Below are 19,031 nucleotides of genomic sequence, written 5' to 3' on the forward strand. Positions count from 1 at the left end.
AGGAGGCTTGAGGCGGCATGCTGTGGATGGTAACCCGGCGCCTGTTTACGTCGCTCCTCGTCATTGTCGGCTCGCTCGTTTTGGTGTTCACCATCCTTTACGTTCTTCCCGGGGATCCGACCGACAACATGGTCGACCCCTCGATGGCGACGCCGGAGGTCATTGCGAACCTAAGGCATCAGCTGGGCGTGGACCAGCCGTTTCACATCCAGCTTCTCCATTATTTCGGAAGCATTCTGCAGGGGGATTTCGGCAAATCCCTGCTGAATTCCGATCCGGTGCTGCCCAAAATCGCCGAGAGCTTCCCCGCCACACTGGCCCTGACCGGGGCCAGCGTGCTGGTATCCGTAACCGTGGGCCTGCTGCTGGGCGTCCTGTCGGCCATTCACCGGAACGGGGCGATTGACATTATCGCCCGTGTCATCGGGTTGTTCGGCATCTCCATGCCGACCTTCTGGTCGGGCATCCTGCTCATTCTGATTTTCTCCATTACGCTGGGCTGGTTTCCGGCGATGGGATCGGACGGCTGGCGCACGCTGGTTCTGCCGGCGCTGGCGCTCGGTACGGTCGGAAGCGGCTTTATTATCCGGATGGTCCGCAACAGCATGCTGGAGGTCATCAGCGAGCAGTTCATCGTGACGCTGCGCTCCAAGGGCCTGGCGGAGCGGGCGGTCATGTATCGTCACGCGCTGCGCAACGCGCTGATCCCGGCTGTCACCATGATGGGCATGCTCATCGGCGACATGCTGGCGGGCACGGTTGTCGTCGAGACGGTGTTTTCCCGCCAAGGCATCGGCCGGATCATTTCGGACGCGATCATGGCCAAGGACCTGCCGGTGGTCCAGGGCGTCATTTTGTTCTCAGCCATCATCTATACGGTGGTTAACCTGCTGGTGGATCTGTCCTATACGCTGATCGATCCGCGCGTGAGACGTTCAACATAAATCGTGGGAGGGAGCAGTTATGAGGGAGGCGGTATCCGCCAAGACGGTCTGGCGCGAGCGGAAGCTCGCGGCCGCGGCCGCACCGAAAACCCGTAAGTTTACGGCAAGCGACCTGTTCCTGGTGGCGGCCGGATTAATCATTTTGTTTGTGGCGGCCTGTGCCATCATGCCGCAGTGGATTGCGCCCTATGTCCCAACGGAAATGCGGACGGACAGCATCATGCAGGCGCCAAGCGGACTGCATCTGTTCGGCACCGACTACTTCGGCCGGGATATTTTTAGCGTGGTCGTGTACGGGAGCCGGGACTCGCTATTTATCGGCTTTGCTTCCGTCCTCGTCGGCGGCCTGATCGGGGGAACGGTCGGGGCGCTGTCCGGTTACGCAGGGGGCTGGATCGACGCGATGATCATGCGGCTTAACGACGTGCTGATGACTATTCCGGGTATCCTGCTGGCGCTGGCCATCGCCGGTGCGCTCGGTCCGAGCTTATTCAACATCGTGCTTGCAGTGGCCGTGTCGTCCGTGCCGGGTTATGCCCGGGTGATGCGGGCGCAGGTGCTGAGCATCAAGAGCCGGACGTTCGTCAAAGCGTCCGCGTCCATCGGATCTTCGCCGCTGCGCGTATTCTGGAAGCATGTGCTGCCGAACAGCTTGTCCCCGCTGCTGGTCATGGCGGCCATCGGCATCGGCACGTCCATTCTGACGGGATCGGGCCTAAGCTTCCTGGGCCTTGGGGTCCTTCGCGAGGTGCCGGACTGGGGGACGCTGCTCTCCCAAGGCAGAGGCTATCTGACCGCGGCCTGGTGGATCTGTACCTTCCCGGGACTGGCCATCACTGCCTTTGTCCTGTCGGTTAACATTATTGGTGACCGGCTCCGGGACCATTTCGATCCGAAGAAAATCACGCAGCGTTAAAGGATGAGGAGGAACTTCAATGAGCACATTGCTTGATATCCGGGAGCTGTCCGTCGATTTTACGACCCGGAAAGGGACGCTGCAGGCGATTCGGGACGTGACGTTGTCGATCGAAACCGGGGAAACCGTCTGCCTCGTCGGGGAATCGGGCAGCGGCAAGACGGTGGCCTCCAAAGCGATCATGCGTCTGATCGACCATGAGAACGGGCGCATCACCGGAGGAAGTCTCCTATTGGACGGCACGGATCTGGCAGGTCTGCCAGAGGCCGAACTGCGCCGGATTCGCGGCAAACGGATGGCGATGGTGTTCCAAGAGCCGATGGCGGCCTTCGATCCGGTGTTTACGATCGGGCAGCAGATTCAGGAGACGATTCTGCAGCACGAGAAAGTCTCCAAGCGGGACGCCCGGGAGCGCGCCGCTCGGCTGCTGGAGCGGGTGGGCATTCCGGAGCCGGAACTGCGGCTGAAGCAGTATCCGGGCGAACTGTCCGGCGGGATGCTGCAGCGGGCCATGATCGCGATGGCGCTGTCCGGCGGGCCGGACCTGCTCATCGCAGATGAGCCGACCACCGCGCTGGACGTCACGATCCAGGCGCAAATTTTGCGCCTGCTGAAAGAGCTGCAGGCCGAGCTCGGCATGTCGATCCTGCTGATCACCCATGATCTCGGGATCGCCGCCGAAATTGCCGACCGGGTCGTCGTCATGTATGCCGGCGAAATCGTCGAGGAGGCGCCGGCTTCCGAGCTGTTCCGCCTTCCACGCCACCCGTATACGCGGGGCTTGCTCCGTTCCGTCGCGACGCTGGACACGATCCGCGGCACGAAGCTGCATTCCATCGAAGGGTCGATTCCCAGCCTGGCCGCTCTTCCGCAGGGCTGCCGCTTTCATCCGCGATGCCCTTTCGCCACGGAGCGCTGCACGCAGGAAGCGCCGGCCTTAACCGGGTCCGGCGAGCGCCGGAGCGCCTGCTGGCATGCGGAGGAGCTGGTGCAAGCGGAGGGGTGGATGGCATCCGTCGCGCCGGCGGGTTCCGGGACAACGGCGGCTTCCGGCGAGAAGGTGATTTTAAGTGCTGCACCGGAAGGCGGCGTAGAAGAGAGCCTTTGGGGACGCGGCGAAACCGAAGAAGCCGGGGCAGCTGAACCTGGCGCACTGTTTACCGTGGAGCACCTGAAAAAGTATTACCCGGTGCACGGCGGAGGCATCGGCAGAGCCAAGAAGCTGATCCGCGCCGTGGACGACGTCAGCTTTACGATCCGCAAGCGGGAAACCTTCGGACTGGTCGGTGAGTCCGGCAGCGGGAAGTCGACGCTGGGCCGGGTGCTGCTCCAGATGGAGCGTGCCACGGCGGGAAGGGTCCTCTTTGACGGCAAAGATCTGACGAATCTGGGAGGCCGTGAGCTGCGCAACGCCCGCCAGCATATGCAGACCATTTTCCAGGATCCGTACGGATCGCTGGATCCGCGCTGGAAGATCGGAGACAGCATTGCCGAGCCTCTCAAGGTACACGGGCAGGGGCAGCGGTCCGCCGCCGACATCAGCCGCCGCGTCAGCGAGCTGCTGGAGCTGGTAGGGCTCGACCCGTCCTGGGCGCAGCGGTATCCGCACGAGTTCTCCGGCGGGCAGCGGCAGCGGATCGGCATCGCCCGCGCGATCGCCCTGAACCCGCGGTTTATTCTCGCCGATGAGGCCGTATCCGCGCTGGACGTATCGGTTCAGGCCCAAATCATCAATCTGCTGCAGGACCTGCAGCAGAAGCTGGGGTTGACCTACATGTTCATCGCCCATGGCCTGCAGGTCGTCCGGCACCTGTCGGACCGGATCGGCGTGATGTATCTTGGGAAGCTCGTGGAGATCGCACCGAGCGAGTCGCTGTTTCTCGCTCCGGCCCATCCGTATACCCAGGCGCTGATTGAGGCCATACCGCAGACCACGCCTCGCCAAGACCAGCCGGCCGGCAGACTGGAAGGGGAAATTCCTTCGCCGGCCAATCCGCCTTCGGGCTGCCGGTTCCATACCCGGTGTCCGTTTGCCACGGATCGCTGCCGCCAGGAAGAGCCGGCGCTGCGCCAGCTGGACAGCGGTCATCATGCGGCCTGCCATTTCGCGCTGTGACGGGATGGCCGCCACCTGAACGGGAGGTTATGAATTGTCAGTCACGATGAACGCTGCCGCGGCAAAGGCCGAAGAAGGGCAGGACGGTCTGCCGTTTTGGCCGGTTCTGCTCACCCTGTTCTGCGGTTCCTTTGTCGGCATGTACCCCATGGTTTCCTTAAACGTTTCGCTGCCCGGATTTATCGGCATCTTTCACACCGGCCTCGGGACCGTGCAGTGGATCGTTACGGGCTTTACGCTTGCCTTCGGTATGATCGCACCTGTCAGCGGCTATCTCTCCAGCCGCTTCGGCGGCAGGCGGATGTTTCTGCTGTCGCTGGCGGGAATCACCGTCTGTTCCGTGCTGTGCTCCCTGTCTTGGAATATTTACGCGTTGATTTTCTTCCGTCTGCTGCAGGGATTGTGGTGCGGACTGATTCAGCCCGTGTCCCTGGCCATGATCTATCAGACGCTGCCGCGAGCAAGACAGCCTCTAGCGGTTAGCGTCTGGTCGTTTTCGACGGTGCTTGGCACGGCGGTCGGCCCTTCGGTAAGCGGGTGGCTTCAGCAGCACGACTGGCACCTGATCTTTCTCGTGACGCTGCCCGCCGGCATTCTGGCCTGGATAGCCGGCCGCATCCTGCTCCCGAAGGATACGCGCGGTCCGCAAAAGCATCTGGATGCCACCGGTCTCCTGCTGGCCACCGCAGGCAGCCTCGCCTTCTTGCTGCTGTTCGGCAATCTGCACGCCTGGGGTATGCAGTCGGTCTGGACGTGGGGCTGCCTTCTGATCGGCGGCGCCTGCACCATTTTCTTCATCCGGGTCGAACTTCGGGCGAAGGAACCGCTGCTGAACCTCAGGCTGTTCGGCAATTTCACGTTTGCTGCAAGCCTTGGCGTATCGCTGATCCTGTCCTTTGCCCTCTACTCGGGCGTATACTTCGTACCGCTGTTCCTGGAGGAAGTTCAAGGGCTGTCGTCCTTTCAGGTCGGGCTGCTCTTTCTCCCGGCGGCTGCCTGTCTGACCTTGGCCACGTTCGTGTCGGGGAGAGGTTACCGCACCTTTGGGCCGGCAGCGCTGATTGCCCTGGGCAGCCTGATCCTGCTGGTAACTACCTTTCGCTTCAGCCGGCTCGGCACGGAAACGACGCTTGTTTCCGTGATGATCTGGCTGGCGATCCGCAACGTTGGTACGGGGCTGTCGCTGACCCCGGCGACCAGTGCCGCGATGGCGGCGGTTCCGCAGTCCGAATCGGGCCACGCGTCGGCCCTGATCAACTGGCTGCGGCAGTTATTCAGCGCGGGAGCGCTCGGCATGTTCACGTCGGTGTTTTATGCGCGGATGAGCGTGCACGAATCCCGGCTGCATGCCGAATATGCGGCGCAAGGCACGGAGTGGGTACGCCGCGAGGCATATACGCGGAGCATCGACGATGCGTTTTTGTTCGCGAGCGCGCTGGTGGCGCTGGCCATCCCCCTTGCGCTCCTTCTCCGTAAGCGAAAAGAAGCGGCGGGCACCAGACAACGTCTGGATCAGCCGACCAAACTCAACTGATTGGAATGGATAGGAGGCGAAATCCAATATGAAAGTGGCTGTATTCAGCCTTATGATGAATCTTCCCAATGCCGTGACGGGGGAGTCCCTGACTACGCAGCAAAAGTTCCACAATGTCATCTCGCAGGCGGTCCTCGCCGAGAAGCTTGGCTTTGACGCTTACGGCGTGGGAGAACGACACGGGGCTCCCTTCCTGTCCTCGGCGCCGCCTGTGGTGCTGACCGCTATCGCGGCCCGTACATCCCGCATCCGCCTGCTCACGACCGTCACCGTGCTGAGCGTGCTGGATCCGGTGCGGGTGGCCGAGGATTACGCCACACTCGACCATCTATCCGGCGGCCGGCTGGAGATGATCATCGGTAAAGGAAACGATCCGCGGCATTATCCGCTGTTCGGCATTACGGAGGAAGAGCAGTGGGACTCGATAGAAGAGCGGTACAGGCTGCTAAAACGGTTGTGGGCAGAAGAAAATGTCACCTGGGAAGGAAAGTACCGGCCGCCGCTGCGGGAGGTGACGACGTTTCCTCGTCCATACCAGGCCACCATTCCGGTCTGGCACGGCAGCGCCTCGAGCACACGCTCGACCGAGCTGGCGGCCCGGTTCGGTGAGCCGATTTTTTCCTCCAACGCCTTTCATCCTCAGGCCAAATATAAAGCGCTGATCGATCATTACCGCGAACGTCTGGCCTATTACGGCCACGATCCCGCCAAAACGGTCGTCGGTGCGGGTTCCGGCAGCCTGTACTTGGGGAATACGACCGAGGAGGCGGTCCGCAGGTACCGGCCTTATTATACGGCCTTCAGCGCGACGGAATCGGCCAAGCATAACCAGTCGCCTTTTCACAGCCTGGAGGATCAGATCGAGAACGGCCCGGCGCTGATCGGCAGCCCCGAGAAGGTGATCGAGAAGATCCTGAATTACCATGAAGCGTTTGGCCATACGGTGCTGAGCATCAGCGTGGATGGGCTGACGGAGTCAGAGCAGCAGGAGCAGCTGCAGCGGTTCGCGGAGGAAGTGGTGCCGGTATTGAAGCGCGAAATTCCGAGCCAGGTATGGGAGAGCGGACCGGTGCTGGCCGGAGAAGAGGAAGCCGTTTTATCTGAATCGTAATCGGGTCTGCCGTTAAGAGACCTCTGCGATCGGCATCACTTCCGGATTCGTTAAACGATAGGCGTTCCCCATACACGGCTACCGATTCGCGTTGACCCATGCGTTATTTTTGCCTGATACCTTAAATAGGAGGCAGGACATCAGATATAGTACAGCGAATGTAGTCCACCAAAATATACGAGGTCAGGAGTGGTAACCGTGCCGAAGCCGTCCAGTCAGCATGTGGAGGATTTTCTAAAACAGCTGGATCATCCGCTTAAGCCTGAGATTGAGGAAGTGCGGAAAATCATTTTGAACACGGACGAAGGGCTCTCCGAGCATATCAAGTGGAATGCCCCAAGCTTTCTCTCCCATAATGACGACAGGGTGACCTTTAATCTTCATGGAAAGGGATTTTTCAGGCTGGTTCTTCATCGTGGAGCCAAGCCAAAAGATTCTACCGACCTCAGGCTGTATTTCGAACAGGAACAGGGGCAGGAGCTGTTAGAATGGTCTGCCCCTGACCGGGCGACGATCCGGTTTACCGATATGGAAGATGTCGAGTCCAAGCGGGATGTGCTGCAGGCTATCATCCGCAAATGGCTCGAAGTCTCAGGCTAACAAGTTTGAAGGAAGGGAGGAGGTATCTCACCCCTTCATTGATTTTGGAGCGCAGTGGGGCCGGCGGTTCGTTATCGTGCCGCAGACACCGAGGCACCGAAGCGCTGAAGCAGCTGACGCAGCTCATTCGGATGGCTCAGCATGGGCAGGTGCCCGGACTCAAGGCGTTCGACCCGGGCGCCCAGCTTTCCGGCCATCTGGTCCTGCAAGCCGGGCTTCAGCTCCTGATCCCGACCAAGCTTGACGTACAGGGAAGGGATTTGGAGCCGGGACGATGCCTCCACCCGGTCCGTGTAGACCCGGATCGATTCGGGGGTGAATCCGCGGACAATTTCATCAGCCTGCTCTTCGGTGAGGTCGCTGCAGAGCCCGCGGCGGATGGCTTGTTCCGGAGGTTTGGTTCCGAACAAGCGCATCATCAGAGGAAGCAGGAACCGCTGGCCCGGAGGGAAGGCGGACACGAACGATCCCCCGCTGCGGGGGATGACCGCTCCGACGGCGGCAAAGCCGACGACCCGGTCCGCCATTTCGGCGGCGATGTTCAGACCGAGCACACCCCCGAGGGAATGAGCGACCAGGATCAATTTTTCCACGTCCCAACCGCGGATTTGTTCCTTCATATATTCACAATAATCCTGTAAAGACAGCTTGCCGATCCCTTCGTTATCCGGTCCCCGGCCCGGATAATTCATCGCCAGCCAAGGTGCATGAAGCTCCTTTGCAACCTCTTCCCATATTCGGGCGTTCAGGCCCGCCCCATGAATGAACACGTATCCGATTGGTTTGCGATCCAGCTGAATCTTATCCACTCGCTATCTCCTCCATTTTGATCTTCAATGTAATGCCGGCAGGCTGTGCTGCCAGCGTATTGGCGACTCTGCGGGCTGCTTGCCCATCAACCTCATCCTCATCATACCCGGGCTTCCCTGACAGCTACGGTCAGTGGAGATTGTCGAATGGCCGCTTTTCTAAAGATACTGTCGATCCTGCAGCTATCCTGATTCGCCATGTTCCGCAGATGTTGAGACTTGCTGCCAAATTTCACGGCTTGCGTAAATTATTGTCACAGGTTTGCAATCTCCGGTCGGTAAGATAGGACCTGCGGCCCAAATCCGAAAGTGGAAGAACCGTGGGCCCAAGGGGAAGGGGATGGCAAAGTGATGAAGATGAGCGTATCCGCCATGAAGTGGCTGAAAATCTTGCATATTGTATTGGTGTCATTGTTTTTCGGCGGCATCCTAAGTTCGGTGACCGTCAATTTTACGCTGGGCTTAAGCAGCTATGAAGATACGCTGAAATCTTATAAAGTCATCGTGCTTATCAGCGACGGCGTGATCCGGACGGGAGCCGTAGGGACGCTGGCGGTTGCCTTCGTTTACGGCTTTTTTACGTCATGGGGCTTCTTCAGGCACCGCTGGCTGACCGTCAAATGGATTCTCTTCATTCTGCAGACGTTTATCGGCATTTTCGTTGTGGATAAGCTGATGCTCGCCAATCTCAATCTGCTGGAGACAAAGGGCCTGAAGGCGCTTGGTGACCCTGTATTTCTCCATAACCACGGGCTCAGAAATACGTTTGTCCTCATCCAGATCGGCTTGACGCTGGTCATATTCATCATTTCGGTCATAAAGCCCTGGAAAAAGAAATGGAAATAAGCTTCGTTACGATCTTTCACGTTTCCACGCGAAAAATAACCCCTGTTCCTGTCGGTACAGGGGCTTTGCTCGTTGGCAAGAAGCAGTGGAGTCTGCTGATCACCGCCCCCCGGAACGGTTCATCCGTGATTCCGTGATATAATGAAGGAACACGGCGAATGAGCCGCCAAAGGGATTGGAGGATGCGCATGTCCTACGAGGAACGTTTGCGGCAGTATATCCGGGAAAATGAGCATTTGATGAAAGATTTGGAGCGGGTGCGGGAGCTGGGGCTTCCGCAGTGCTACATCGCGGCCGGGTACATCCGGGGAACGGTGTGGGACCGGCTGCACGGGTTTTCGAACCAGGCGGCCCACACCGATATTGACGTTATTTTCTATGATCCCGAGGACCTGTCGGAGGCGCGCGAAGTACAGCTGGAGCAGGGGCTGATCGACCAGACCGGGAACGATAAATGGTCCGTTAAAAATCAAGCCCGCATGCATATTCGCAACGGCAACCCGCCTTACCGTTCCTCAGAGGACGCGGTCAGCTGGTGGCCGGAGACGGCGACCGCCGTCGGTGCACGCCTGGATTCCGGGAACAGGCTGGAGATCATCGCCCCTTACGGGCTGGACGATCTGTTCAGCCTTGTCGTTCGCAGAAGTCCCCGGTTCGAGGATAAGGCCTATTATGTCAGCCGGGTGCGATCGAAGAACTGGCAGCGTCAGTGGCCGCGCCTCACCATCCTCGAGGACTAGGAGCCGGGGCACGCCGCCCCTCAGTCCTTGCGGGTGTCAGGGTTGACCGATATAATTAAGGGCAAGTTGCATACATGGAATTTGGAAGGAGAAGGTGGATCCCATCGTGGAAAGTAATCATAACGGGAAACCGTTCATCTATTCCTCCCGCAGCCCCGAGGATACGGAAGCGCTGGCCGCGTGGCTGGCAGGCGTAGCGGAGCCGGGGACCGTGATCGGCCTGGACGGCGATCTGGGGGCGGGGAAGACCGCCTTTTCGCAGGCGTTCGCCAGGCATTTTGAGGTGCAAGATGTTGTGAACAGCCCAACATTCACCATTATTAAGGAATACGAAGGGCGGATGCCCTTTTACCATATGGATGTATACCGGGTGTCTCTGGAGGAGGCCGAGGATCTCGGACTGGACGAGTACTTCTTCGGAAACGGCGTCAGTCTGGTCGAATGGTCGCAAATCATCGAAGAACTGCTGCCGGTTCGGCATTTGCATATCTATATTGAGACTGCCAGCCCCATGGAGCGAAGCATTACGGTCCGGGGGTATGGACAGCCTTATGAAGATTGGGTCGGCAGTTTGAACAGAAATGGAGTCGTATCAACATGAATAACGAGAATTCACAGCCGCTGCGGCGGTTTTTGGCGCTGGACACCTCAACAGCCTGTCTGGCGCTGGCGGTGATGGAGAATGGCCGCGTGCTGCATACGATCGAGGCTTCAGGCGAGCGAAACCATTCGGTCCATTTGCTGCCTTTGATTCAGAAAGGCTTGCGGGAGGCCGGCGTTGATGCATCCCAAGTCGATGGCGTCGCCGTCGGCATCGGTCCGGGCTCTTATACCGGGACCCGGATTGCCGTCACGGCCGCCAAGACGCTGGCCTGGGCCTGGAACGTGCCGGTCGCCGGCATTTCCAGCCTGCATGCGCTGGCCTGGAGCGGACTGATGGCCGGCCCGGGCTCACGGGCCTCAACCGGAACGAGCTGGGTCATTCCGCTCGTGGACGCCAGAAGGGGGCAGGCGTATACGGCATTGTTTGCGGCCGGGCAGGCGGACATCCCGCTGCGGAAGAAGGACGATGCCATTCGCCTGGTGCAGCCTTGGGTAGAGGAGCTGGAGCAGCTCCTCTTGTCCATGCCGGAGGAAGAATGGCCGGATGCCGTCCATTTTGTCGGCGATATCGGTCATCATCAGGAATCGGCGCAGCGGCTTCATTCCATACTGGGAGACCGGCTTCATCTGACTTCCTGCGATATGAAAGGGGAGCCGGTAGGAAAGCTCGGTGCGGACCGTCTCCTCCGGGGAGAGCAGGATGAGCTGCACGCCCTGGTGCCAAACTATACGCAGCTTGCCGAAGCTGAAAAGCTCCTGCGCAAGCCGTGAAGGGAGTCTTTTGACAATCATGGAGCAGGAGATCAATCAGGACGCGGAAGGATTAAGCTTCCGTCCGATGACATTAGAGGATATACCCGCCGTCATGGTGATCGAGCATGATGCGTTCACTTTGCCCTGGACGGAGGAGGCGTTCCGCAACGAGCTGACGCATAATCATTTTGCGCGTTATATGATGATGGAATGGAACGGAGAACCTGTCGGATATGCGGGAATGTGGACGGTCATTGACGAAGCGCATGTGACGAATATTGCCGTTTTGTCTCCGTACCGCGGCCGCAAATGGGGAGAGCGCCTGCTGCTTGAGCTGATGAAGACGGCCTCGCAGCTCGGCATGAAGCGGATGACGCTCGAAGTCCGTGTCTCCAACCGGGTCGCGCAAAACTTATATATGAAAATGGGATTCGAGCCGGCCGGGCTCCGGAAGGGATATTATTCGGACAACCAGGAGGACGCGATGATCATGTGGGCCGAGTTGTTTCCGGACCACAGTCAGGGCGCCCGCGGCTAGGAAGGAAAGTACACAATGAATCAAGCCAACATACAATCACAACCATGTTATATTTTGGCGGTGGAAACGAGCTGTGACGAAACGTCCGCCGCAGTGGTCAAGGACGGCAAAGAGGTCCTTAGCAACTTGATCGCCAGCCAGATTGAAACCCACAAGGCGTTTGGCGGCGTCGTGCCGGAGGTCGCTTCCCGCAAACATGTCGAGAATATTACGCTGATGCTTCAGGAAGCGGTGCAGGCCGCGGGCATTACCCTGCAGGACTTGTCGGCGATTGCCGTCACCCAAGGTCCCGGCCTCGTCGGGGCTTTGCTTGTCGGTGTCGTCGCGGCGACCAGTCTGGCGTTTGCGCTCTCGAAGCCGCTGATCGGCACGCATCATATTGCCGGCCATATTTATGCCAACAACCTGGTGGCCGACCTCAAGTACCCGTGTATGGCGCTGGTGACTTCCGGCGGGCATACGGAGCTGGTTTACCTGGAAAAAGAGGGCCGCTTCGAAGTCATCGGACGCACGAGAGATGACGCGGTCGGCGAGGCGTACGATAAAGTGGCGCGGGCGCTCGGCTTTCCGTATCCGGGCGGCCCGCACGTGGACCGTCTGGCGCTGGAATCGGAAGAGACGATCCAGCTTCCACGGGTCTGGCTTGAGCCGGACAGCTACGATTTCAGCTTCAGCGGGTTGAAATCGGCGGTGCTGAACGTGGTGAATCAGCGCAAAATGCGCGGGGAGCCGGCTGCGGAGGGGGCGATTGCGCGCGGCTTCCAGGAATCCGTCGTGGAAGTGCTTGTCACCAAGTCGATCCGTGCGGTGAAGTCATACCATGCGAAGCAGCTGCTGCTATGCGGGGGCGTGGCGGCGAACAAGGGCCTGCGGGCGGAACTGTCCCGCCAATGCGAGCAGGAAGGCATTGAGCTGATTATCCCGCCGTTCAAATATTGCACGGATAATGCGGCCATGATCGGAGCCGCCGCCTATTTGAAATGGAAGGAGCAGCAGTTCGCCGGTTTGGACCTGCGGGCATTGCCGCAATTTTCGCTGGAGGAATGGTCCGTTCGGACATAAATGCCTGCTAAACCTTTCCGATCTTCCTGGCACCAGCCGGAGGAAAGGCAGCAAACATAGCCCAGGTGTACTGGTGAAACTGAACAGCCTGTTGTCTCTTTGATGAGACAGCAGGCTGTTTTTGCATCCTTGGCCGTTATGGCGTTTGTTGTCCGACGATAGAGGACGAAAAAGCCGTCATGCCGTCGAAGACCCCTGTCATGTCTGCCGGAAGAAGCGGTGAATCGGCAAGCCGTGAGCAAGGTTGGGGCTATATTTTAGGACCTGGTCCTTGTCAAGATGTGGACAAGGTTATCCACATATTCCACCGAAATTGTGCACAACCACCTGTTTCTTAATAAAACCGCTGGTTTATAAGGATGGTGAAAACGGGGATAGGTTTTTCACAGGTCTTCTGTGAAAACTGTGGATAATGTGGATAATTTAGTGGATAAAGATGGATATTTTACAAAGAGGCGCATTTACTCAACAAAAAATGGCCCTCAGGGCCATCTTTTGTTGGGAGTTATGCACTTTTTTTGGGGATAAGGCTGTGAATAAGTGGAATCTTAACATTAAAAGTTTTTTTGTAAATTTGACAAAAGTTCGAACTTTGGAGCTTCCACCGGTTCCACTTGCTGAAAATCGGCTTACTCTGCAGCCAATGTTTCCCATTCGGCATAAATCGTTTCCAGCAGACTTTTCTTTTCCTCCTGCTGTTGCTGGTGCTCCTGCAGGGCGACGTAATCCTGATAGACTTCCGGCTTGGCCATTTCGGCGTCCAGGCCCGAAATTTCTTCCTCTAGGCTCTGGATCTGCTCCTCAAGTGCTGCAAGCCTGCGCTGCCGGTTCCGCTCCTCACGCTTAGCCTGCTTGTCGGCCTCGAACGAGGATATGCCGGATTTGTCGCCGGGATCGGTTGCTGCCTCCGGTTTGGACGGGCTGTTCTTCGCTCCGGCTCCGTTTGCCTGCTCCAGCGCTTCTTGGTTTAGTTCCTCTATTTCCTGCTTTTTCGCTAAATAATCGTCATAATTGCCGAGATAATGCTCGGCGCCTTCAGGATGAAGCTCAATAATGCGCTCGGCCATTTTGTTCAGGAAGTACCGGTCGTGGGAAATGAACAGCAGGGTGCCTTCGTAATCGATCAGGGCCGATTCCAGCACTTCCTTGCTGAATAAGTCCAGGTGGTTGGTCGGCTCGTCCAGAATGAGCATGTTGGCTTCCAGCAGCATCAGTTTGGCCAGCGAGACCCGGGCCTTTTCGCCGCCGCTGAGCGCAGCGATTTTCTTGAGCACGTCCTCGCCGCTGAACAGGAAGTTGCCGAGCACGGTGCGAATCCGGGCTTCCTCCATGTGCGGGTAGGCACTCCAGAGCTCCTCGAGCACGGTGTTGGCCGGATTGAGGTTGGTCTGCTCCTGATCGTAATACCCGATTTTGACCTTGGTCCCCCAGTGGATCGCCCCGGTCTGCGGCTGGCTGCTCCCGATCAGGCACTTGAGCAAAGTTGATTTACCGATCCCGTTCGGCCCGATGAGCGCGACTGTTTCGCCGCGGCGCAGGTCGAAGGATACGTCTTTAAACAGCGTCTTCGGCGGTTGGAACGACACGGAAAGGTCCCGTACCTGCAGCACCTCTTTGCCGGACATGTACTCGACTTCGAAGGAGAAGTGCGCTTTCTTCAAATCGCCGAGCGGTTTGTCCATCCGGTCCATTTTCTCGAGCGCCTTGCGCCGGCTCTGGGCCCGCTTGGTGGTCGACGCACGAACGATGTTGCGCTGGATAAATGCTTCCATCTTGGTGATTTCGTCCTGCTGCTTCTCGTACTGCTTCATCTGGGATTCGTACTCGGCTGCCTTCAGCTCCATATAACGGCTGTAATTGCCCGTATACCGCTTGGACTGATGCCGCTCGATTTCGACGATGGTCGTCACGAGGCGGTCCAGGAAATACCGGTCGTGGGATACGACCAGCAGCGATCCGGCATACGCACGCAAATAATCCTCGAGCCAGGTCAGCGTCGCAATGTCCAGGTGGTTGGTCGGCTCGTCGAGCATAAGCAGGTCCGGGGCTTGCAGCAGGATGCGCGCCAGCGCAAGCCGGGTTTTCTGCCCGCCGCTGAGCGTGGCGATCGGGGTATCCGGCGCAAAGCTGCCAAAGCCCATACCGTGCAGCACGCTGCGGATCCGTGTCTCCATTTCGTAGCCCCCGTGGTCTTTGAACCAGTCCGAACGGGAGGCATAACGGTCCAGCAGCTCCTGGTATTTCTTCGGATTGTCCATGACTACCGGATCTGCGATCTGCTGCTCCATCACCCGGAGCTCTTTTTCCGTTTCGATTAAAGGGGCGAACACATCCAGCATTTCTTCCCAAATGGTGCGGTCGGACTGAAGCCCGCTGTTCTGGGCGAGATAGCCGATCGTTGTTTCCTTCGATTTATAAATTTGCCCGCCGTCATAGGACATTTCCCCTGCCAAAATTTGCAGAAGGGTCGACTTGCCCGCGCCGTTGACGCCGACGAGGCCGATGCGTTCCCTCTCCAGAACCTGCAGGTTGATGCCTTCCAGCACGGGAGTAATGCCGTATAATTTTTTGATTCCACTCGCTTGAAGAAGCATGTGCTGTTGCAACCTCCATCTATCTTCTTAATAAGACCAGTTTACATGAAATACTAAGAATGCGCGACTTGCAGTGCAGGACTTCGGGACAATCTTGGCGAAAGAGAAGCAACAGTGGTAAGATAAGAGCAAATCAACGGATGCAGGGCTGAAAATCGAAAGCGTCGTTTGATGCCACAGGGGGCGGCTTGGATGAATGAAGAGAAGGCGCGTCTTCGCTTCGCCATGCGGCAGATGCGGGATGGTCTGCCTGAAGAGGAGCGAAGACGGGCGTCCGATCAGGCCTGCCGACATGCATCGGCGTGGATGGAATCGGCAGGCTGCCGGAGCGTAATGGTGTACGTTCCGTTCCGAAGCGAGATGGACACGCGGCCGCTGATCGAGCGGGCATGGCTTCGGGGCGTGGATGTTTACGTCCCGCGCTGCATTCCTGGGGATCGTTCCATGACGATTCACCAGCTGCGGCGATGGGACGAGCTTCAGGCCGGCGCATACGGCATCCTGGAGCCGGACCCGGAGCAGGTGCAGGCCGAGAAGGACGGGATGCTGCCGGATGTGGTGCTGGTGCCTGGCCTCGCTTTTGATATGGAGGGCGGAAGACTCGGGTACGGCGCGGGTTACTACGACCGGCTGCACGACCGGTGGTCTGCTGCGGCTGTTGACGGCACCATGCCGGTCTGGGCCGGGATCGGTTTTGCGCCGCAGGTGGTGAACCGGGTCCCCATGGACGATAACGACGCTCGTCTTCAAGTCCTCATAACCGACCAAGGGATATACACGATAAACAAGGGGGCTGACGATGGATCTGACGCATTTTAACGAACAAGGGCGGGCCAAAATGGTGGATGTCTCGGAGAAGGACGTCACCACGCGTACGGCGATGGCCCGCACGACGGTCACGATGGCGCCCGAAACGCTGGCGCGGATCAAGGAAGGGCGGATCGGCAAAGGAGACGTGCTCGCCGTCGCTTCGGTCGCCGGCGTCATGGCGGCGAAGAAAACGTCGGATATCATTCCGATGTGCCACCCGCTGCCGCTGACAGGCATCGATATTCATTTCAGCGATAACGGAAATGATGAACTTTATATAGAAGGAACTGTGAAGACTACGGGTAAGACCGGCGTCGAGATGGAGGCGCTGACCGCTGTATCGGCTGCCGCCCTGACCGTTTATGACATGTGCAAGGCGCTGCAGAAAGATATGGTTATCGGTCCGACCCGGCTGGAATCCAAGACCGGCGGCAAGAGCGGCGATTACAGCCGCGAAGCTTAAGCAGGGCGGGAGCAACACCTGCGCGAATCGGACGGTTTTTAATAAAGACAAGAACATAGGATTAAAGGAGGAGGGGTGATCTTATGGTGTGGAGAACAGCGATCCTGACGGCAAGCGATAAGGGAGCCCGAGGTGAACGTGAAGATACGAGCGCACAGGTCATCCGGGAGCTGGTGGAGGAGGAACTGGGCGGGGAGATCGTGGAATACCGCATCGTTCCCGACGAGCAGGATGATATTATTGCATCGCTCATTGAATTGACGGATTATTTTCAGGCGGATCTGGTGCTCACGACCGGAGGCACGGAGCTTGCGATCCGGGACGTGACCCCCGAGGCCACCCGCCGTGTCATCGAACGGGAGGTGCCCGGCATTGCGGAAGCCATGCGGGCGACCGTCATGCAGAAGAACCGTGCGGCCATGCTGTTCCGCGGCATTGTCGGCATCCGCGGCCGGACGCTGATCGTCAACTTGCCGGGCACGCCCAAGGGCGTGCACGAGCACTTGGCGGCCATTATGGACCAGCTGCCGGAAGCGCTGCTGATGGTGACCGGGCAATTCCGCCAATAATCCAGCATTTACCTGACTTTTTTCAAAATTGTCACACTTAATTGATATTGTAGTCATCCGTGTTATGGTATGATGGCGATGTGGCAATTTTATGTCATTGCTGTGAACAAGCCCAATCGATATGCAAACTTCCATCAATGATCTGCTTTACTCGGACACGGTGTGTTACATATCCGGATTTTGGTTAAGAGTAAAGTACAGAGAGGAGAATACAATATGCTGAGTGGAATCGGAGTGCCAGGGATTATTTTGCTGGTCATTTTGGCATTGCTGCTGTTTGGACCCAACAAGCTTCCTGAACTTGGGCGGGCCGTCGGCCGCACATTCCGCGAGTTCAAGGACGGTGCCCGCGATATCATCGGCGAGGACGATCAGGCGCCGCGCAAGAGCGAGCCTAAGCCGCTGGCCGCAAGCGAAACGCAGCAGCCTGCACCTGTGCAGAGCAGCGCTGCCCAAGATAAGCGTCTGCCGGAGTAATTTTGAGAGAAATCCAGGCAGTCCAGATTCATCCCTTCCTTGCGGGGAGGGATTTTGTTTTGTCCTGAAGGCTTAAAGCGAGAAGGAAGGTGACCTCATGGTGGAAAAACAGGAAGAAATGTCGATCGTCGAGCATTTAGGCGAGCTGCGCAAACGGATCATTTACGTCCTGGTCGTGCTCGTGCTCGGGCTCGTGGTCGGCCTGGTTTGCGCCAATCCCATATATCAGTACCTGATCAGCGTCGACTCGGCCAAGGATTTCGAACTGCACGCATTTTCCTTCTGGGACGGGATCGGCATGTACATGAAAATCGCCATGATCGTATCGCTCGTGGCGACGATTCCGTTTACGGCGTACCAGCTGTGGGCTTTCGTCAGCCCGGGTCTCCGCGATGTGGAACGCAAAGCCGCGCTGCGCTATGTGCCTTACGTATTTCTGCTGTTTCTGGCCGGACTTGCCTTCGGTTATTACGTTGTATTCCCGATGGCGCTGGGCTTTACGACCCAGGTGACCGAGTCGATGGGACTGAAGGAGACGTACGGCATATCCCAATACTTCAGCTTTTTGTTTACTTTGGTCGTGCCGGTGGCGCTGCTGTTCGAGCTGCCGATCATCGTCATGTTTCTGACCAAGCTGCGGATCTTGAATCCGCTGCGGCTGCGGAAAATGCGGAAGGTCGCCTATTTTGCCCTCGTATTTATCGCGATCGTCATTACGCCGCCGGATTTCATTTCGGATTTTCTCGTGACGATTCCGCTGCTCGTGCTGTATGAGTTCAGTGTGTTTTTATCCTCCGTTGTGTATCGCAAGCAGCTGGCCGCGGATGCGGCGGTGGAGGCCAGTTACCGGTTTCCGGCCGAACCGCAATAAGAGGACGCAAGCATTCTTTTTCTTGATGGAAAAGGGATGCTTTTTTTCTTTTCTTCGAAAACGGGCAATTCTTTTTTCAGAAATTACGGAAAGCGGCATATTTCGGATTCCGGTGGATACAATGATGGAGGGTGTCTTATGCGCCGCGGAGGCCTGTGCAAGGCTTGTCCGATGAAGGATGGGACAGGTTCGGCGGAGGTGCTATGAAAAGTGTGAAGTTCTTAGAAAAATGCTTCAAAGAGGACTTGAAATCTGTTCCCAAGTTGAGTATCATAAAAGTGGTTGTTAGCACTGAACGTTGTCGAGTGCTAATGAAAACTGTCAACCAGACTTTAACCGCATCACAACATACTAAATAAGGAGGCTATTTTTCATGATCAAACCTTTGGGTGACCGCGTTTTGGTAGAACCAATCCAACAAGAGGAAACGACTTCATTCGGGATTGTCCTTCCGGACTCCGCTAAGGAAAAGCCGCAAGAAGGCAAAATTATCGCTGTCGGCAGCGGAGCCGTTAAAGACGGGGCTCGCGTTCCTTTGGAAGTGAAAGAAGGCGACCGCGTGTTGTTCTCCAAATATGCCGGAACAGAAATCAAATATGAAGGTAAAGAATATTTGATTATGAAAGAAAGCGACATACATGCAATCGTAGGCTAAGCGATTTTTTGATCCGGCGA

General features: G+C 57.6%; 20 protein-coding genes. 18 read left to right on the forward strand and 2 right to left on the reverse strand.

What is annotated here, in order from left to right:
* Positions 1-17: 17 nt before the first annotated feature.
* From CJP46_RS08625 to CJP46_RS08650, 6 genes are all read left to right on the forward strand, one after another.
* Positions 18-944 carry an ABC transporter permease gene (locus CJP46_RS08625; RefSeq protein WP_094595231.1) on the forward strand — a complete coding sequence of 309 codons (927 nt, stop codon included), beginning with the start codon at positions 18-20 and terminating at the stop codon, positions 942-944.
* A gap of 19 nt (positions 945-963) precedes the next feature.
* Positions 964-1,860 (forward strand): ABC transporter permease, encoded by an 897-nt coding sequence (locus CJP46_RS08630; protein ID WP_094595232.1) that lies wholly within the window; start codon positions 964-966, stop codon positions 1,858-1,860.
* Positions 1,861-1,879: 19 nt separating this feature from the next.
* On the forward strand, positions 1,880-3,976 hold the full coding sequence (locus CJP46_RS08635; RefSeq protein WP_094595233.1) for a dipeptide ABC transporter ATP-binding protein: 2,097 nt from the start codon (positions 1,880-1,882) through the stop codon (positions 3,974-3,976).
* Between the two features lie 34 nt (positions 3,977-4,010).
* On the forward strand, positions 4,011-5,510 hold the full coding sequence (locus tag CJP46_RS08640; RefSeq protein ID WP_256992266.1) for a DHA2 family efflux MFS transporter permease subunit: 1,500 nt from the start codon (positions 4,011-4,013) through the stop codon (positions 5,508-5,510).
* 28 nt (positions 5,511-5,538) lie between these two features.
* On the forward strand, positions 5,539-6,621 hold the full coding sequence (locus CJP46_RS08645) for an LLM class flavin-dependent oxidoreductase (protein WP_094595234.1): 1,083 nt from the start codon (positions 5,539-5,541) through the stop codon (positions 6,619-6,621).
* 198 nt (positions 6,622-6,819) lie between these two features.
* Positions 6,820-7,221: a DUF1801 domain-containing protein gene (locus CJP46_RS08650; protein ID WP_094595235.1), complete on the forward strand. Its 402-nt coding sequence runs from the start codon at positions 6,820-6,822 to the stop codon at positions 7,219-7,221.
* Positions 7,222-7,292: 71 nt separating this feature from the next.
* On the opposite strand, the gene CJP46_RS08655 is transcribed toward CJP46_RS08650, so the two are convergent.
* A complete protein-coding gene (locus CJP46_RS08655) occupies positions 7,293-8,030 on the reverse strand; it encodes an alpha/beta fold hydrolase (protein WP_094595236.1) in 738 nt (245 codons plus the stop codon).
* A gap of 351 nt (positions 8,031-8,381) precedes the next feature.
* Here CJP46_RS08655 and CJP46_RS08660 point away from each other — a divergent pair, with 351 nt between their 5' ends.
* The 6 genes from CJP46_RS08660 (at position 8,382) to tsaD (ending at position 12,572) form a co-directional block, all read left to right on the forward strand.
* Entirely contained in the window at positions 8,382-8,876 is a 495-nt protein-coding gene (locus CJP46_RS08660) for a DUF2269 domain-containing protein (RefSeq protein WP_256992267.1), read from the forward strand.
* 188 nt (positions 8,877-9,064) lie between these two features.
* A complete protein-coding gene (locus tag CJP46_RS08665; protein WP_094595238.1) occupies positions 9,065-9,616 on the forward strand; it encodes a nucleotidyltransferase family protein in 552 nt (183 codons plus the stop codon).
* A 106-nt stretch (positions 9,617-9,722) separates the two neighbouring features.
* Positions 9,723-10,217, forward strand: coding sequence for a tRNA (adenosine(37)-N6)-threonylcarbamoyltransferase complex ATPase subunit type 1 TsaE (gene tsaE / locus CJP46_RS08670; RefSeq protein WP_373557975.1), 495 nt, complete (start codon positions 9,723-9,725; stop codon positions 10,215-10,217).
* Complete coding sequence (gene tsaB, locus CJP46_RS08675) at positions 10,214-10,990, forward strand: tRNA (adenosine(37)-N6)-threonylcarbamoyltransferase complex dimerization subunit type 1 TsaB (RefSeq protein WP_094595239.1); 777 nt, start codon at positions 10,214-10,216, stop codon at positions 10,988-10,990. Before tsaE ends, tsaB begins: the two co-directional genes overlap by 4 nt.
* 19 nt (positions 10,991-11,009) lie before the next feature.
* Complete coding sequence (gene rimI / locus CJP46_RS08680; RefSeq protein ID WP_094595240.1) at positions 11,010-11,510, forward strand: ribosomal protein S18-alanine N-acetyltransferase; 501 nt, start codon at positions 11,010-11,012, stop codon at positions 11,508-11,510.
* 15 nt (positions 11,511-11,525) lie between these two features.
* Positions 11,526-12,572 (forward strand): tRNA (adenosine(37)-N6)-threonylcarbamoyltransferase complex transferase subunit TsaD, encoded by a 1,047-nt coding sequence (tsaD, locus tag CJP46_RS08685; RefSeq protein WP_094595241.1) that lies wholly within the window; start codon positions 11,526-11,528, stop codon positions 12,570-12,572.
* Positions 12,573-13,201: 629 nt separating this feature from the next.
* Here the strand turns inward: tsaD and CJP46_RS08690 are convergent.
* Positions 13,202-15,166: an ABC-F family ATP-binding cassette domain-containing protein gene (locus CJP46_RS08690; protein WP_094595242.1), complete on the reverse strand. Its 1,965-nt coding sequence runs from the start codon at positions 15,164-15,166 to the stop codon at positions 13,202-13,204.
* A 192-nt stretch (positions 15,167-15,358) separates the two neighbouring features.
* Between CJP46_RS08690 and CJP46_RS08695 the strand changes: the two genes are divergently transcribed.
* The 6 genes from CJP46_RS08695 (at position 15,359) to groES (ending at position 19,011) form a co-directional block, all read left to right on the forward strand.
* The gene (locus CJP46_RS08695) at positions 15,359-15,985 is read left to right on the forward strand and encodes a 5-formyltetrahydrofolate cyclo-ligase (protein ID WP_256992268.1); all 627 of its coding nucleotides are present in this window, start codon (positions 15,359-15,361) and stop codon (positions 15,983-15,985) included.
* On the forward strand, positions 15,966-16,439 hold the full coding sequence (gene moaC / locus CJP46_RS08700; protein ID WP_094595244.1) for a cyclic pyranopterin monophosphate synthase MoaC: 474 nt from the start codon (positions 15,966-15,968) through the stop codon (positions 16,437-16,439). Before CJP46_RS08695 ends, moaC begins: the two co-directional genes overlap by 20 nt.
* Positions 16,440-16,522: 83 nt before the next feature.
* The gene (locus CJP46_RS08705; RefSeq protein WP_094595245.1) at positions 16,523-17,008 is read left to right on the forward strand and encodes a MogA/MoaB family molybdenum cofactor biosynthesis protein; all 486 of its coding nucleotides are present in this window, start codon (positions 16,523-16,525) and stop codon (positions 17,006-17,008) included.
* A 219-nt stretch (positions 17,009-17,227) separates the two neighbouring features.
* Positions 17,228-17,485 carry a twin-arginine translocase TatA/TatE family subunit gene (locus tag CJP46_RS08710; RefSeq protein ID WP_076175208.1) on the forward strand — a complete coding sequence of 86 codons (258 nt, stop codon included), beginning with the start codon at positions 17,228-17,230 and terminating at the stop codon, positions 17,483-17,485.
* Between the two features lie 97 nt (positions 17,486-17,582).
* Entirely contained in the window at positions 17,583-18,356 is a 774-nt protein-coding gene (gene tatC / locus CJP46_RS08715; protein ID WP_094595246.1) for a twin-arginine translocase subunit TatC, read from the forward strand.
* Between the two features lie 373 nt (positions 18,357-18,729).
* Positions 18,730-19,011 (forward strand): co-chaperone GroES, encoded by a 282-nt coding sequence (gene groES / locus CJP46_RS08720; RefSeq protein WP_076174926.1) that lies wholly within the window; start codon positions 18,730-18,732, stop codon positions 19,009-19,011.
* The last annotated feature ends 20 nt before the right edge of the window (positions 19,012-19,031 follow it).

The organism is Paenibacillus sp. XY044 (genome assembly GCF_002257645.1).
GTDB lineage: Bacteria > Bacillota > Bacilli > Paenibacillales > Paenibacillaceae > Paenibacillus_AQ.

What these genes read in the sequence shown, in the direction of transcription:
- CJP46_RS08625 (WP_094595231.1), top strand. Translation starts at nt 18, where the DNA reads ATGCTGTGGATGGTAACCCGGCGCCTGTTTACGTCGCTCCTCGTCATT.
- CJP46_RS08630 (WP_094595232.1), top strand. Translation starts at nt 964, where the DNA reads ATGAGGGAGGCGGTATCCGCCAAGACGGTCTGGCGCGAGCGGAAGCTC.
- CJP46_RS08635 (WP_094595233.1), top strand. Translation starts at nt 1,880, where the DNA reads ATGAGCACATTGCTTGATATCCGGGAGCTGTCCGTCGATTTTACGACC.
- CJP46_RS08645 (WP_094595234.1), top strand. Translation starts at nt 5,539, where the DNA reads ATGAAAGTGGCTGTATTCAGCCTTATGATGAATCTTCCCAATGCCGTG.
- CJP46_RS08660 (WP_256992267.1), top strand. Translation starts at nt 8,382, where the DNA reads ATGAAGATGAGCGTATCCGCCATGAAGTGGCTGAAAATCTTGCATATT.
- CJP46_RS08665 (WP_094595238.1), top strand. Translation starts at nt 9,065, where the DNA reads ATGTCCTACGAGGAACGTTTGCGGCAGTATATCCGGGAAAATGAGCAT.
- tsaB (WP_094595239.1), top strand. Translation starts at nt 10,214, where the DNA reads ATGAATAACGAGAATTCACAGCCGCTGCGGCGGTTTTTGGCGCTGGAC.
- rimI (WP_094595240.1), top strand. Translation starts at nt 11,010, where the DNA reads ATGGAGCAGGAGATCAATCAGGACGCGGAAGGATTAAGCTTCCGTCCG.
- tsaD (WP_094595241.1), top strand. Translation starts at nt 11,526, where the DNA reads ATGAATCAAGCCAACATACAATCACAACCATGTTATATTTTGGCGGTG.
- CJP46_RS08690 (WP_094595242.1), bottom strand. Translation starts at nt 15,166, where the DNA reads ATGCTTCTTCAAGCGAGTGGAATCAAAAAATTATACGGCATTACTCCC.
- CJP46_RS08695 (WP_256992268.1), top strand. Translation starts at nt 15,359, where the DNA reads ATGAATGAAGAGAAGGCGCGTCTTCGCTTCGCCATGCGGCAGATGCGG.
- moaC (WP_094595244.1), top strand. Translation starts at nt 15,966, where the DNA reads ATGGATCTGACGCATTTTAACGAACAAGGGCGGGCCAAAATGGTGGAT.
- CJP46_RS08705 (WP_094595245.1), top strand. Translation starts at nt 16,523, where the DNA reads ATGGTGTGGAGAACAGCGATCCTGACGGCAAGCGATAAGGGAGCCCGA.
- tatC (WP_094595246.1), top strand. Translation starts at nt 17,583, where the DNA reads ATGGTGGAAAAACAGGAAGAAATGTCGATCGTCGAGCATTTAGGCGAG.
- groES (WP_076174926.1), top strand. Translation starts at nt 18,730, where the DNA reads ATGATCAAACCTTTGGGTGACCGCGTTTTGGTAGAACCAATCCAACAA.